The 13,470-nt window shown below is 65.6% G+C and carries 16 protein-coding genes and 1 riboswitch; of the genes, 10 read left to right on the forward strand and 6 right to left on the reverse strand.

The window, feature by feature from the left end; genetic code table 11:
* Nucleotides 1-4 precede the first annotated feature (4 nt).
* Nucleotides 5-484 (forward strand): DUF456 domain-containing protein, encoded by a 480-nt coding sequence (locus tag AC51GT_RS15240; RefSeq protein WP_496322852.1) that lies wholly within the window; start codon nt 5-7, stop codon nt 482-484.
* Between the two features lie 30 nt (nt 485-514).
* Here the strand turns inward: AC51GT_RS15240 and AC51GT_RS15245 are convergent, their stop codons facing one another.
* Genes AC51GT_RS15245 through AC51GT_RS15255 form a run of 3 tightly spaced genes read right to left on the reverse strand, consistent with a single transcriptional unit; the run spans nt 515 to nt 3,434 of the window.
* Entirely contained in the window at nt 515-1,327 is an 813-nt protein-coding gene (locus AC51GT_RS15245) for an ABC transporter ATP-binding protein (RefSeq protein ID WP_496329303.1), read from the reverse strand.
* The gene (locus tag AC51GT_RS15250) at nt 1,324-2,451 is read right to left on the reverse strand and encodes a FecCD family ABC transporter permease (RefSeq protein WP_496329304.1); all 1,128 of its coding nucleotides are present in this window, start codon (nt 2,449-2,451) and stop codon (nt 1,324-1,326) included. The genes AC51GT_RS15245 and AC51GT_RS15250 overlap by 4 nt, the downstream gene beginning before the upstream one ends.
* A complete protein-coding gene (locus tag AC51GT_RS15255) occupies nt 2,448-3,434 on the reverse strand; it encodes a FecCD family ABC transporter permease (protein WP_496329359.1) in 987 nt (328 codons plus the stop codon). Before AC51GT_RS15255 ends, AC51GT_RS15250 begins: the two co-directional genes overlap by 4 nt.
* Before the next feature lie 260 nt (nt 3,435-3,694).
* Here AC51GT_RS15255 and AC51GT_RS15260 point away from each other — a divergent pair, with 260 nt between their 5' ends.
* Together AC51GT_RS15260 and AC51GT_RS15265 are read left to right on the forward strand one after the other, a co-directional pair.
* The gene (locus tag AC51GT_RS15260) at nt 3,695-4,165 is read left to right on the forward strand and encodes a hypothetical protein (RefSeq protein ID WP_496329305.1); all 471 of its coding nucleotides are present in this window, start codon (nt 3,695-3,697) and stop codon (nt 4,163-4,165) included.
* A 149-nt stretch (nt 4,166-4,314) separates the two neighbouring features.
* Nucleotides 4,315-5,058, forward strand: a complete 744-nt coding sequence (locus AC51GT_RS15265; RefSeq protein WP_496329306.1) for a MerR family transcriptional regulator — start codon at nt 4,315-4,317, stop codon at nt 5,056-5,058.
* Nucleotides 5,059-5,142: 84 nt separating this feature from the next.
* On the opposite strand, the gene AC51GT_RS15270 is transcribed toward AC51GT_RS15265, so the two are convergent.
* Entirely contained in the window at nt 5,143-6,567 is a 1,425-nt protein-coding gene (locus AC51GT_RS15270) for an FAD-dependent oxidoreductase (protein ID WP_496329307.1), read from the reverse strand.
* A 214-nt stretch (nt 6,568-6,781) separates the two neighbouring features.
* Here AC51GT_RS15270 and AC51GT_RS15275 point away from each other — a divergent pair, with 214 nt between their 5' ends.
* The 6 genes from AC51GT_RS15275 to AC51GT_RS15300 all read left to right on the forward strand — a co-directional run bounded on the left by AC51GT_RS15275 (nt 6,782) and on the right by AC51GT_RS15300 (nt 11,172).
* Nucleotides 6,782-7,285: an Rv0361 family membrane protein gene (locus AC51GT_RS15275; RefSeq protein WP_496329308.1), complete on the forward strand. Its 504-nt coding sequence runs from the start codon at nt 6,782-6,784 to the stop codon at nt 7,283-7,285.
* Nucleotides 7,282-7,695: a rhodanese-like domain-containing protein gene (locus AC51GT_RS15280; RefSeq protein WP_496322859.1), complete on the forward strand. Its 414-nt coding sequence runs from the start codon at nt 7,282-7,284 to the stop codon at nt 7,693-7,695. The genes AC51GT_RS15275 and AC51GT_RS15280 overlap by 4 nt, the downstream gene beginning before the upstream one ends.
* A gap of 37 nt (nt 7,696-7,732) precedes the next feature.
* Nucleotides 7,733-8,941, forward strand: a complete 1,209-nt coding sequence (locus tag AC51GT_RS15285) for an O-succinylhomoserine sulfhydrylase (protein WP_496322860.1) — start codon at nt 7,733-7,735, stop codon at nt 8,939-8,941.
* Nucleotides 8,942-8,988: 47 nt separating this feature from the next.
* Nucleotides 8,989-9,630, forward strand: a complete 642-nt coding sequence (locus AC51GT_RS15290) for a DedA family protein (RefSeq protein ID WP_496329309.1) — start codon at nt 8,989-8,991, stop codon at nt 9,628-9,630.
* A gap of 67 nt (nt 9,631-9,697) precedes the next feature.
* Nucleotides 9,698-9,813: riboswitch (SAM riboswitch) on the forward strand.
* A gap of 31 nt (nt 9,814-9,844) precedes the next feature.
* Complete coding sequence (locus AC51GT_RS15295; RefSeq protein WP_496329310.1) at nt 9,845-10,672, forward strand: aminotransferase class V-fold PLP-dependent enzyme; 828 nt, start codon at nt 9,845-9,847, stop codon at nt 10,670-10,672.
* Nucleotides 10,669-11,172, forward strand: a complete 504-nt coding sequence (locus tag AC51GT_RS15300) for a hypothetical protein (protein WP_496329311.1) — start codon at nt 10,669-10,671, stop codon at nt 11,170-11,172. The genes AC51GT_RS15295 and AC51GT_RS15300 overlap by 4 nt, the downstream gene beginning before the upstream one ends.
* A 49-nt stretch (nt 11,173-11,221) precedes the next feature.
* Here AC51GT_RS15300 and alc read toward each other — a convergent pair whose 3' ends face one another.
* Complete coding sequence (alc, locus tag AC51GT_RS15305; protein WP_496329312.1) at nt 11,222-12,247, reverse strand: allantoicase; 1,026 nt, start codon at nt 12,245-12,247, stop codon at nt 11,222-11,224.
* A gap of 145 nt (nt 12,248-12,392) precedes the next feature.
* Between alc and AC51GT_RS15310 the strand changes: the two genes are divergently transcribed.
* Entirely contained in the window at nt 12,393-12,887 is a 495-nt protein-coding gene (locus AC51GT_RS15310) for a MarR family winged helix-turn-helix transcriptional regulator (protein WP_496329313.1), read from the forward strand.
* A 67-nt stretch (nt 12,888-12,954) separates the two neighbouring features.
* Here the strand turns inward: AC51GT_RS15310 and AC51GT_RS15315 are convergent, their stop codons facing one another.
* A complete protein-coding gene (locus AC51GT_RS15315) occupies nt 12,955-13,467 on the reverse strand; it encodes an inorganic diphosphatase (RefSeq protein ID WP_496322867.1) in 513 nt (170 codons plus the stop codon).
* Nucleotides 13,468-13,470: the final 3 nt, after the last annotated feature.

Below are 13,470 nucleotides of genomic sequence, written 5' to 3' on the forward strand. Positions count from 1 at the left end.
CTCGGTGCCATTTGCAGGTGAGCTGGTTGTTGCTGCGGTCATCTTTCTCGGACTCTGCGGTGTGGTGGTGCCGGTACTGCCCGGACTGACCCTGATCCTGGCCGCAATCGCGGTGTGGGCGTTCGTGGTCGGCGGTTGGGCCTGGCTGGTGCTCGCGATCGCAGCCGGGTTCCTCGGCGGTGCCGCCGCCGTCAAATACCTGGTCGCCAACAAGTCGATGAAGAACTCGGGCGTGCCGGGGCGGACCGTGATCACCGGTGGGCTGCTCGGGATCGTCGGGTTCTTCGTCGTTCCGGTGGTCGGACTGATCATCGGGTTCGTGCTCGGCGCATTCCTGGCCGAATGGTGGCGTTGCAAGAATGTTCGGGGCGGCTGGAACGGTGCGGTGGCGGCCACGAAGGCGGCCGGGGTGGCGATGATCATCGAACTCGCCGGAGCGCTGATCGCGGCATCGCTGTGGCTGGGTGCCGCATTCGTGTTCTAGCCCTGCGGCTTTCGCGCTCGACGAGGGCGACTACGTCTTGCGGCCGATCGGAACGATCATCGGCCCGCCCGACACCGGGTCCGTCAGGACCTGGGATCGCAACCCGAAGGCCGCTTCCAGGAGTTCGGTGGTGATCACCTCGGTCGGTGTGCCTTCGGTGATGACTTCGCCGTCGCGCATCACGATCAGCCAATCGCTGTAGCGGACAGCGAGATTCAGGTCGTGGAGCACCATGATGACGGTCTTGCCGTGTTCGTGGCACAGGTCGTCGACCAGGTCGAGGACGTCGATCGAATGTGACAGGTCGAGGTAGGTGGTCGGCTCGTCCAGCATCACGATGTCCGTCTGCTGGGCCAGGGTCAGGGCAATCCACACGCGTTGACGCTGGCCGCCGGAGAGTTCGTCGATGGTTCGGTCGGCGAGGTCGGTGCAGTTGGTCTGTTCCAGCGCCTGTGTCACCGCGATCTCGTCCTCCGGCGACCACTGGCGGTACCACGACTGGTGCGGGTGACGGCCACGTGAGACCAGATCGGAGACCGTCAAACCCTCTGGTGCGACGGGGTTCTGGGGTAGCAGACCGATGATGCGCGCGACGTCCTTGGTGCGCATCGACGAGATGTCGGTGCCGTCGAGCAGTACGGTCCCGGCGGTGGGCTTGAGCAGACGTACCAGTGAGCGCAGCAGCGTCGACTTGCCGCAGCCGTTGGGTCCGACGATGGTGGTGACCTTGCCGTCGGGGATGTTGATGTCGAGGTCGTCGATGACCGTGCGATCGCCGTATCCGACCTGCAGGCCGGTGGCCCCGATCCGCGCTGAATTCGGTTGCGAGATGGCGGCGCTCATACCGAGGCCTTTCGGTTGATCTGGATCATCAGGTAGATCAGGGCCGGACCGCCGATGCCGGCGGTGACCACGCCGACCGGGATGCCGGCGGGCATCACGGTGCGGCAGAGCAGGTCACTGCCGAGCACCAGGGCGGCACCGGTCAGTCCGGAGGTGATCGGGCCGGGTACCTCGGCGCGGGTCAGCCGCATCGCGATCTGGGGCGCCAGCAGCGCGACGAACGCGATCGGGCCCGCAGACGAGACACACACCGCGGCAACGATCACCGCCACGATCAGGATCAGGGCCGAGACCGGACCGGCGCGAACACCGAGGCCGCGGCAGACGTCGTCGCCCAGGCTGATCAGGCTCAGATTCCGGTTGTGGATGCAGACGATGGCGATCGCCGGGATGAGCACGATCAGCGGTGGCCACACCGCCGACCATCCGGCACCGGACACCGACCCGACAATCCACAGCTGGGCCCGTTGCACCTGATCGATGTCGGCGCGGGTGAGCAGGTAGGCGATCAGGGCCTGCAATCCCCACGTGATGGCAACGCCCACCAGGACCAGCCGGATCGGGTCGATTCCCTTGCGCCAGGTGAGGACGTACATCACCGCGGCGGTGGCCAGGCCGCCGAGCAGTGCTGCCGTGGCCAGTCCGAGGTCGGCCAGCCAGGATGCCCAGGTCGATCCGAAGGCGATCACGGCGACGGCGGCGGCGCTGGCACCGGAGGTGATCCCGAGCATGTCCGGGGTGGCCAGCGGGTTACGCGCGATCACCTGGGTCAGGGCGCCGGACATACCCAATCCGAACCCGACCAGCAGACTGACCAGCCCGATCGGCAACTGGGTGTCGAAGACGACGACATTCTCGGCGCGGGTTCCGCCGCCGAGCAGGATCCGGCCGACGTCGACGGTGCTCATCGGGAAATCGCTGATGCTGATGCTGAACGCGAACAGGAACAATGCCAACGCGGCCAGGAGCAGCCCGACACCGGTTGCCCAGGGGCGCACCACAAATGTGCCGCCGGCGAAACGCACCACCGTCCGCCGCAGGTGGTTGGTCGGCAGCGGTGGGGCGGTCGTGGCCGAGGACTTCTCCGGGGGGACCCCCGACGCGTCCTTGGTGGGAGCACTCATACGGCCACCAGCTTCTTGGCGCGGACCAGGGCGATGAAGAACGGGGCGCCGACCGCGGCGAGCACAATGCTGGCCTGCACCTCGCCCGGGCGGGCGATCATCCGGCCGATCACATCGCAGGCGATGAGGGACACCGCGCCGATGAGGGCGGAGTAGGGCACGATCCAGCGGTAGTCGGGGCCGGTGAAGAACCGGGCCACGTGGGGCGCCACCAGTCCGAGGAACACGATCGGTCCGCAGGCGGCGGTGGCTGCGCCGACCAGCAGGGTGATCGACAGGATGCCGACGATCCGGACCTGCAGAACCCGTGAACCCAGCGCCTTGGTCATGTCGTCGCCCAGCGACAAGATGTTGAGGAAGAACCCGCTTGCCAGCGCGAGGAGCAGGCCGGGGATGACGAAGGGCAGGGTGGCCCAGATGACGTCGGTATCGCGCCCGGCGATCGAGCCGACCTGCCAGAACCGCCACGCCTCCAGGGACTTGGAGTCGACGAGCACGATTGCCGAGGTGATCGCCGTCAGCATTGCGGTCAAGCCGGTTCCGGCGAGGATGAGGGTCAGCGGGCTCGCGCCTTTGCCCACCGAGGCCAGGAAGAAGACCAGGCTGGCGGCGATCAGCGCGCCGATCAGGCCGAAGCCCATGTACTGGATCGGCGTGGTGATCCCGAGGATGTAGACACCGGTGACCACCGCACATGCCGCGCCGGCGTTGACGCCGAGAATTCCCGGGTCCGACAGTGGGTTGCGGGTGTGGCCCTGGGTGAGGGCGCCGGCGGCGCCGATGGACAAGCCCACGATCAACCCGAGGACGGTGCGGGGGAGCCTGAGGTCCTGGACGATCCCGACCGCGTCAGGCGCACCCGGGGCGTTGTCGGCCCACAGGGCGTCCCAGACGTCGCCGATCGGGATCACCCGTGAACCGATCGCGATGGACGCCACGCAGACCACGACCAGCAGGGTCAGCAAGAGTGCCAGACCCCACATGCGGCGCGTTTTCTTGGTCAACGGAGGTGCCTCTTGTCCGTGGGTAACCGCGGATTGTGCCGCGCATGAGCAGTTCTGGCGAGGGTAACCTAACCTGCCTCCGGTCCGGCAGTTGAGTCAAGGACCCGTCAAACTCCGGTAACGAAACGGTAACGATGGCCGGATAACTTGCCTCTCAGCGATTTCTTGGCTAACGCTCAGGCGTCAGCGTCCGATTGATCCCCATATGCCACCGTCGTGGTGCCACCAGAGGAGTGAAGATGAAGCAGAAGTTGATTCGCGCCGCCGTCGCCGCAGCTGCAGCAGTCGGTATCGCCACCGGAAGTGTTGTCGCCACCGGGGCTGCGCAGGCCGCCCCCGCCGGGCCGGTCGACCTCGAGCTGACCGGCGGCGTGTTCTGCTCGTTCGGCAAGCCGGGTGACCCCTGGGTCAACTCCTGGTACATGGTCCGCTGGATGGAGGTCACCGCACACGGCCGCGATTGGCCCAACGTGAACCTCCAGGAGTTCAACGGGGCCCAGAAGTTCACCCCGAAGCTCAAGAAGGGTGACAAGCTCCGCATCGAGACCAAGTGGTTCGGCTGCTTCCCGAGTTCGATCTCCGGTTACACCATCTCCAGCGACATCGACCCGTTGCAGAACAACATCGGCTTCTGGGCCAACATCCAGCGTCGTGACAACACGCCGGACGACGATGTCGCGCCGACCACCTCGGCGAAGCCGACCCCTTAGCCCGCCACAAGGTAATTCGCGCCACTTATTTGCGTTCGCGCCGGTTGCAACCGGCGCAGACGTGCGTAAGTGGCGCGAATTTTAGGTTTGGGGCTTGCGGTTGACGTTGCGTCAACCGGCAGTGTGGTCTTCGACCAAAGGAGGTCGACATGGACCACCCGATCGGCGTCATCGCCCGTAGTTCCGGTGTCACATCACGCACGCTGCGGCACTACGAACAGATCGGTTTGTTGAGCCCGTCACGAATCGGGCCCGGCGGACTGCGGTTCTACGACTCCGCTGCGATCGTTCGACTGCAGCGGATTCTGCTGTTGCGCGAGCTCGGACTTCCGCTCACCCGGATCCGCGAGGTGCTCGGTGGCGATCAGTCGGTGCTCGAAGCGCTGATCGAGCATCAGGCCGCATTGCGTATGCGGCGCGATCAGATCGATCAGCAGATCTCCTCGGTCGGCCACACCATCAGCCAACTCGAGAAGGGACTCGACATCATGCCGACAGACGCCTTTGCCGGATTCGATCACACAGTGCATCGCGAGGAGGTCGAAAAGCGTTGGGGCACGGACGCTTACCGGCGATCGGACCGTTGGTACCGTTCACTGGGCGACAACGAGCGCCAAGACTTCGCTGCCGAACACGACGCCATCGCCGCCCGTTGGATCGCACTCGTCGAGGCCGGCGCCGACCCGTCCGATGAACCCGCTCAGGCCAACGCCCGCCGGCATATCGCCTGGTTGCGGACGAGTGGTGCGCCCGTATCCGCCGAGTACATCCGTGGACTCGGCCAGATGTACGTCGATGATGCGCGATTCGGTGCCCACTACGCGCCCCCGGGCGCCGACCATCGCCGGTACGCCGAGTTCGTCAGGGATGCCCTCATATCGGCTTCCAAATAAAAAACTCGCGCCACTTACCTGCGTTCGCGCCGGTTGCAACCGGCGCAGACGTGAGTAAGTGGCGCGAATTTTGTATTTCGGGCGTCAGCCCTTGTTGATCTTGTGGGGTTCGGAGGCGGCGAACATCTCGTCGCGTTCGACGACCTTGACGCGTTCGCGGCCTTCGGCGGCACCCAAGGCGCGTTCGTGCTCGTCGAGGCGGTACCAGCCGTCCCAGGTGGTGAAGGCGACGTTTTTGTTGTCGAGGTACTTGATGATGGCGTCTTCGCCGGGCTCGGCCGGATGCAGGAGTTTGCCCTCGGCCATGTCATCGAGCAGGCAGTCGACGGTCTCGTTGGCGTCGCCCTTGGTGTGCCCGATCAGGCCGACGGGGCCGCGTTTGATCCAGCCGGTGGTGTACATGCCGGTCATGTGCTCACCCTGATCGAAGATCCGGCCGGCCTCGTTGGGGATGACCCCGGCCTGCTCGTCGAACGGCAGCTGGGGCAGGTTGTCCGACAGATATCCGACGGCCCGGTAGACCGCGCCGAGTTCCCAGTCGGTGTACTTGCCGGTGCCGCGGACGTTGCCGGTGCCGTCGAGTTCGGTGCGTTCGGTGCGCAGCCCGACGACTTTGCCGTCTTCGCCCAGGATCTCGGTGGGGGATTCGAAAAAGTGCAGGAACAGCCTGTGCGGGCGGCCTTTGGGGTCGCGGATCGCGTACTGCTCGATGATGGTGGCGACCTGGTCGGTGATCTTGCTCGATCGGCGGGCCATGGTCGAGCCCTCGTCGTAGTCGATGTCTTCGGGGTTGACGATCACATCGATGGTCGGGGAATGATCGAGTTCTTTGAGCTCGAGCGGGGTGAACTTGGCCTGGGCTGGGCCGCGGCGACCGAAGACGTGGACCTCGACGGCCTTGTTGGCCTTGAGACCTTCGTAGACGTTGGCCGGGATCTCGGTGGGCAGCAACTCATCGCCGGTCTTGGCCAGTACCCGCGCCACGTCCAGTGCCACGTTGCCCACACCGATGACCGCGACCTTTTCGGCCTCGAGCGGCCAGGTGCGGGGGAAGTCTGGGTGTCCGTCGTACCAGGCGACGAACTGCGCGGCGCCGTAGGAGCCGTCCAGGTCGATGCCCGGGATCTGCATCGCGCGGTCGTCGGTGGCGCCGGTGGAGAAGATCACCGCGTCGTACATGGTCTGCAGGTCTTCGAGCGCGATGTCACTGCCGAAGTTGACGTTGCCGATCAACCGGATCTGCGGCTTGTCGAGGACCTTGTGCAGGGCGGTGATGATTCCCTTGATCCGGGGATGGTCCGGGGCCACGCCGTACCGGATCAACCCGAACGGGGCCGGCATCCGCTCGAACAGATCGATCGAGACACCTGACAATCGGCCCGCTCCCTCTGGTCCCGGCGCCGGGTGGTCTTTTGCGAAGTCCGACTTCATCAATGCGTCGGCGGCATAGATACCGGCGGGGCCGGCACCGATGATGGCCACGCGAAGCGGGCGGTTCTGATCGCTCATGAGTCGCAGTTGCTTTCTCGTGCGGAGAGTTCAGGCGGCCGTCACCGACGCGGACCTGGGGTGGCTACTTCCCTCCCACGGTAGGCGCTGGACCTGGCCGGAACCAAAAACGTCGGTTTCAGGGTCAGTCAAGTAAGGGTTGGCTGACCAAAATCTTGTTAACCGTCTCACGCTGGTGGCAGGTCGGGCAAATACGAGCGATAAGCTCGCGGCCATGGCAGGAAGCGACTCCGCACCCAACCGCAAGCGGTCAGGTGGGGGCAAAGAGACAGAACCAGAAGTTTTCGACGACGAGCGACGGACCATCTGGCCGTTCCTGGTTGCGGTCGTGATCATGGTGGTGGTCCTCGGTGCGATCGTCCTCATGCAGGTACTTCGTCCGGCGGAGGACCGGCTGACGGACCAGGCGAAGGTGACCCACGCCATCAACGATTACTACACGGCGCAGAACGCGATCAACTACACGAGCTACCGTGCCGTTTTCTGCACCGCAGAACTCGACTCGGCGGACTTCCCGACCCAGGACGAGTTCAGGGCCGAATACCAAAAAGCGCGGGACGCCGACGGCAAGATCGAGGTCGAGAACATCTCGGAGACCGTCGTCAACGGCGACCGGGCAACGGCGAATGTGCACTGGTTCCGGGAAGAGAAGAGCGAAACCACGATCACACCTATTGTTCTGGTCAAAGAGGCCGGTAACTGGAAGGTGTGCTCATGAGCTACGCAGGTGATCTGACCCCGCAAGAAGCCTGGAACCTCCTGCGCGAGGATCCGACCTCGGTGCTCGTGGACTGTCGGACCCAGGCCGAGTGGAGCTACGTGGGCGTGCCGGACCTGACCGATGTCTCCAAGAGGGCGATCTTCATCGAATGGGTCAGCTTTCCCGACGGTGCCCGCAACGCCGATTTCGTGACGCAGCTGCGCCAGGCCGGTATTGCGGACGATCAGCAGGTCGTGTTCCTCTGCCGGTCCGGACAGCGTTCGATCGGTGCAGCCGAGGCCGCGACCGCCGACGGCGTGGCCAAGGCGTACAACATTCTCGACGGTTTCGAGGGTGCGACCGATCAGGACGGACATCGCGGTGCGGTCGGGTGGAAGGCAACCGGCCTCCCGTGGCGGCAGTCGTGATTCCGGCCGCCGGCTACCAGACAATGCATTGCGCACGATGGAGGACGAGTTGAACGCCAATCTGCCCGAGGGACTTTCGCCCGAGACCCTCGCTGTGCGCGGAGGCCTCATGCGGTCCGGCTTCGAGGAGACCTCCGAGGCCATGTACCTGACCTCGGGCTATGTCTACTCGTCCGCGGCCGCGGCCGAGCGGGCTTTCACCGGCGAGGACGAGCGCTTCGTGTACTCCCGTTACGGCAACCCGACCGTGGCGATGTTCCAGGAGCGACTCCGTCAGCTCGAGGGCGCCGAGGCGTGTTTCGCCACCGCCAGCGGCATGGCCGCGGTGTTCGTGGCACTCGGTGCGCTGCTCAAGGCCGGTGACCGGCTGGTCGCCGCACGCAGCCTGTTCGGTTCGTGCTTTGTCGTCTGCAACGAGATCCTGCCCCGCTGGGGCGTCGAAACCGTCTTTGTCGACGGCGAAGACCTCGAGCAGTGGGAACAGGCGCTCTCCGAGCCGACCGACGCGGTGTTCTTCGAGACCCCGTCCAACCCGATGCAGACCCTGGTCGACGTCGAGCGGGTCTGCGAGCTCGCCCACGCCGCCGGTGCACAGGTCGTGCTGGACAACGTTTTTGCGACCCCGCTCCTGCAGAGTGGCCTGGAACTCGGCGCCGACGTCATCGTGTATTCGGGTACCAAACACATCGACGGTCAGGGCCGTGTGATGGGTGGTGCCGTACTCGGGTCCAAGGAATACATCGACGGTCCGGTGCAGACCCTGATGCGGCACACCGGTCCGGCGCTGAGCCCGTTCAACGCCTGGACGTTACTCAAGGGACTCGAGACAATGCGGCTGCGGGTGGATCACTCGACCGCCGCGGCGCTGCGCATCGCCGAGTTCCTCGAAGCCGATTCGCGGGTTGCGCGGGTGCGATATCCGTTCCTGCAATCACATCCGCAGCATGATTTGGCGAAGAAGCAGATGTCGGGCGGTGGCACCGTGGTGACCTTCGAACTCGCCGACACCGGTTCGGTATCCGGGAAGGCGCGGGCGTTCGAACTGCTCGACGGTCTGCAGATCGTGGACATCTCGAACAACCTCGGGGACTCGAAGTCGCTGATCACGCATCCGGCGACCACCACCCACCGCGCGATGGGACCCGAGGGTCGGGCTGCGATCGGGTTGTCCGATTCGCTGGTTCGGCTGTCGGTCGGTCTTGAGGGTGTGGACGATCTGCTGAAGGATCTCGACCAGGCTCTGTAACGCAGAATTGGGCGACGCCGCCTGCGGCCGTCACCGGGGATCGGAGGGTGGGCATTTTTCACTCGCTGGCCGACTGGGTCATCTCGATCATCCAGTCGACGCCGCCGTGGGCGGTGTATCTCTTGGTGTTCGTCGTCATCTACGGAGAAGCGGCGGCTCTGCTCGGTCTGGTCCTGCCCGGTGAGACGGTCCTGCTCGCCGGTGGGGTCGCGGCCGCCCTCGGCGAGACCAACATCGTCTGGCTGATCGTCGGTGCCTGCGTTGCCGCGGTGCTCGGCGATTGGACCGGCTATTCCATCGGCCGCAGATCCGGAGGCCGCATCACCGAAACCCGCTTCGGCGGATGGGTCGGACGAGAACGCTGGCAGAAGGCCGAGGAACTCATCCGCCATGGTGGGGTGGCCACGGTGATCGGAGCCCGCTGGATCGGCTACGTGCGCACCGTGACCCCGTTTGTGGCGGGGATGAGCAAGATGCCGACGCGTCAGTATGTGCTGGCAAACGTCGCCGGTGGTGTCGTCTGGGTGACCGTGGTGTGCATCATCGGCTACGCGGTCGGTGAAACCGTCGGGGCGACGGTGATGTTCTACCTGGCTTTCGGTGCCGGGGCGCTCATGCTTCTCTATTTCGCCGCTCGCTGGTGGCAGCATCGGCGCAGGTCACAAAAGGCCGCGGCCAGCGCGGAATAACATTCACGCCGCGTTAAAGAGGTTCGATATTTGACAGGGAAATCAACGGCGCTGCAATGTGGTCATCGGTGACGAGTGTCAGCGACAAGCCCCGGCTTGCTGGCCGGCAACCCTCCATTCGCGGCGGGGTGCTCCGGGTGACAACCTGGCCGCTGTCTGTTCGGACGGTGGCAAGCGCGGACTCCGGCCGAGTCCGGATCTGAAGGGACTGTGGGTGACGAACTCCTCCACGAACGATTTGAAGGACGAGATCGCCCGGTTTGTGAAGGCCCGCCCGACCGATCGGGTCCTGTTCGCCTCCGAACTCGCCGAAGCCGTTGCGCTGGTCGCCGGTGTCGCGCCCGGCGGCGTCGTCACACTTGATCTGACCGCCGCCCTCACGAACCCCACCCCCGATGGTGACCACCGGGTGGTGCCGGCGCAGATCGATCTGGTGACCACCCTGGCCGCGGTGGACAGCGAGCTCGGACGCCGTCGCGCCGCACTCCTGATCGTTCCGGCCGTCGCCGAGGCCACCGGCGAAGTGGTGCCGCTGCCCGCGCTGGCGGCGATCGCACACCGACGCGGCGCGCGACTGCTGGTCGATGGCAGTGAGCTCGTGTCCCGGCGGGCGGTGAACCTGACCAGCCACGGGATCGACTACCTCGTGTTGTCCGGCCGGTCCGTCGCCGGTCCGGCGGTGGTTGTGGGCCGCGGCGACTGGCTCGCCGACTGTGCCGACGCCGATATCGACACCGTCGCCGGCAACGTCGGCACTGACCGGTCCCCGGCCCGGGCGCTGGCCGACCTCGGTTACGAGAGCGCCGGTCTCCACGAGCAGGCACTGTCCGAGTGGCTCGACGCCGAAGCCGCCCGGCATCCCGGGATCCGCCGACTGCAGCTGTGGCCCGATGCCGGTGACCGCGTGGGAATCGCCTCACTGACCGTGGCCGGACACCCTGAGCCCGCCGTCATCCGATGGGACGCCCACACCGGCATCGATGAGCTTGCCCGGCAACTGAACTCACTCGTGGACAGCACTCTTGAGCAGGAGAAATCATGACCGAAGCAGATCGCGTCACCACCGTACGCACCCGCCCCGAACTGCTGGTCGCCATCGAGGGCGACAACCACCAGCTCGCCTGGAGCAGGCCTGGCCCGTCCGAGGCCCGGGATTCGGCGGTCCGCCGGATCCGCCAGCCGGAATTGCGGGGCGGCATCAAGGAGCGAGCCGCACTGCGTGCCGGCTGGCAGGAACTGGGCGAGGATCCCGCGGACCTGGTGGTGGCGTTGGAGATCGACGTGGTGATCGCCGAGGACGCGGCCACCGCGCGGGCAGAGCTTCTGCGGCTGGGGGAGTCGAGGTTCGGCGACACCGTCCGCTATGTCGGCACCGCCAACGGATTGCTGACGCTGATCGTCGACATCTATACCGCCGAGGTCGCCGATGCGGTCATCCTGCGGCCTCTCGACCTGGGGCGGACGGGTGATCGGCCCGGTTCGGCCCAGCTCATCGCCGACCGCGTGCTGCCCGGACTGCTCGAACGGGCCACCGCGGCCTGACGCCCCACACCACGCCTGATCGCAGGCGTGATGCGGACCGATCCGCCGATCAGCTCTCGCCGTTTTCCCAGCGATCGATGATCCGTGCGCGAGCGTCGTCGGTCAGCGAGCCGTACAACCGCAGTCGTGCCATGCCGCCGTCCGGGAAGATGTCGAGGCGGGCCTCGGTCATCGGCCGGTCTGCCTCGATCAGGAACCGGTGTCGGGTGTCGGGTTGCAGGGCGGATCGGCCCAGAACCTCGAACCACTCACCGTTTTCGCCGTCGCGGCCACGAATCATCGCCGAGCCCGGTGCATTTCCCAAGAAGTAGCTGGTGTCGAGTTCGGCCAGGCCGATCGTCGACTCACCGGCCAATTTGACCTGGACCCAGTCGTTTCCGTCGTCGCGCCGCCGTGAGGTCTCCCAGCCTTCTCCCATCGTGCGGGCCCGGCCGGGCATCAGGAGGTTGTTCGGGGAACCGTAGAACATGTTGGAGCAGGCGGTGATCATGCCGCCGTTCTCGAGGGCGGCGAGGTCGAAGTGTCCGTAGGACAAGAACTTCGGGTCGGGGACGCCACGGCCGTGCACCCGGAATCGGGCCACGCCACCGTCCGGATGGATTGTGAGCCGCACATGGGTGAACCGCTCCTTGGAGTCCACCCGGAACGGATTCTGTGTATCGCCGTTGACCTCGACGCGATCGACGATCGTCTGCCACTTGGTGTTCTCGAGCAGCTCCGAAATGGTCGGAATGCCTTCGACCGCAGCAGCTTCCACTGAAATGTAAGGGGGGTAGTTGCCGACGAACCAGGATGTGTCGACCACGACGCCGTAGATGATGCCGGGGACACCGAGTCGCACGATGGCCTGGTCCACACCCGCTTCGCGCCGGCGCCGGGTTTCCCAGCCGTCATAGACCTGACCCTTGTGCCCGAAGGTCGCCGGTTGATATTCGGCGGCAGAGGTCTTGATGAGATTCTCGGCCTCGGCGAAGAGGGCGTCGTTGGTCCAGAGGACCGCGCCGCCGAGAGCGCGTAGAGCCAGATCTGGCATCGAGGTGAAGTGGGGGCGCGAGTTCGGCGGGGATGGAGTCACGACTCATCAGGCTAGTGGCACCGCCCAGCGGGTGCGACTTGTCGCGTCGGCGACGCCGGGTTCTTGCGAAAGCTCCGTGACGCGGGCCATACTTTCTGCCAACAACTAGTTGCAAGTCGAAACTCGTTGAACCATGAGAAGGACCATGTCGAAGGAGACAGCGTCGCGCGACGCTCAGATTGCGGATCTCATGGAGGTCCTCGCGAGGCACCTGCGGGTGCGTGACCGGTTGTCGGCGACGCGGTGGCGAACCGCGGACGATGCTGTCGAGTCAGCGGCCTATCACTGCCTTTTTCGGCTGAATCGGGCGCCGGCACGCTCGGGTGAGTTGGCCGAGGCGCTGTTCAGCGACCCGTCGACCATCAGCAGGCACGTCGCTCAACTGGTCAAGCTGGGCTATGTCCGGCGTGAGGCCGATCCGCGCGACGGCCGGGCCACGATCCTCGTGGTCACCGAGTCCGGTGCGCAGCGGGTCGCCGATTTCCGCAACCGCCGGGCCGAAGAACTCGAGACGATGCTGGCCGATTGGGATGACGGTGACGTGGAGACCTTGACCGAGTTGCTCGGCCGCTACGTCAGCTCCGCAGAACGCAGCCTCATCGAGGCCAACGAGACACCCGCGGACCGCGCCCGGTCCTGACCCCCCCCACCGAGAAGGGCCCGACATCGCTGCTGCGAGGCGGGCCCTTGTTCGTGTTCGGGGTCGATCAGCCGCGAGAGGGCTCGTTCGCCTCGTCCGGGTGCTTGGCCAGACGATCGATCGCCTCTTGTGCGACCTTCTCGGCGTCGGCCTTACCGGTCCATCCGCCGGCCTGGACGTCTTTGCCGGGCTCGAGGTCCTTGTAGTGCTCGAAGAAGTGCGCGATCGCCTGGAGCTCGAAGTCGTCGACGTCGCCGATGTCCTGGACGTGGTCCCAGCGGACATCTCCGGCGGGCACTGCCAGCAGCTTGTCGTCGCCACCGGCCTCATCGGTCATGCGGAACATGCCGACGATGCGGGCGCGGACGATCACGCCGGGGTAGACGGACTCGGGGAGCAACACCATGGCGTCCAACGGATCGCCGTCTTCGCCGAGGGTGTTGTCGATGTATCCGTAGTCGGCGGGATAACCCATCGACGTGTACAGGTACCGGTCGAGATAGATCTTTCCCGACTCGTGGTCCACTTCGTACTTGTTGCGTTGTCCCTTGGGGATCTCAATCGTGACGTCGAAGTCCACGTT

The sequence above is a fragment of the Williamsia sp. z34 genome (assembly GCF_059553395.1).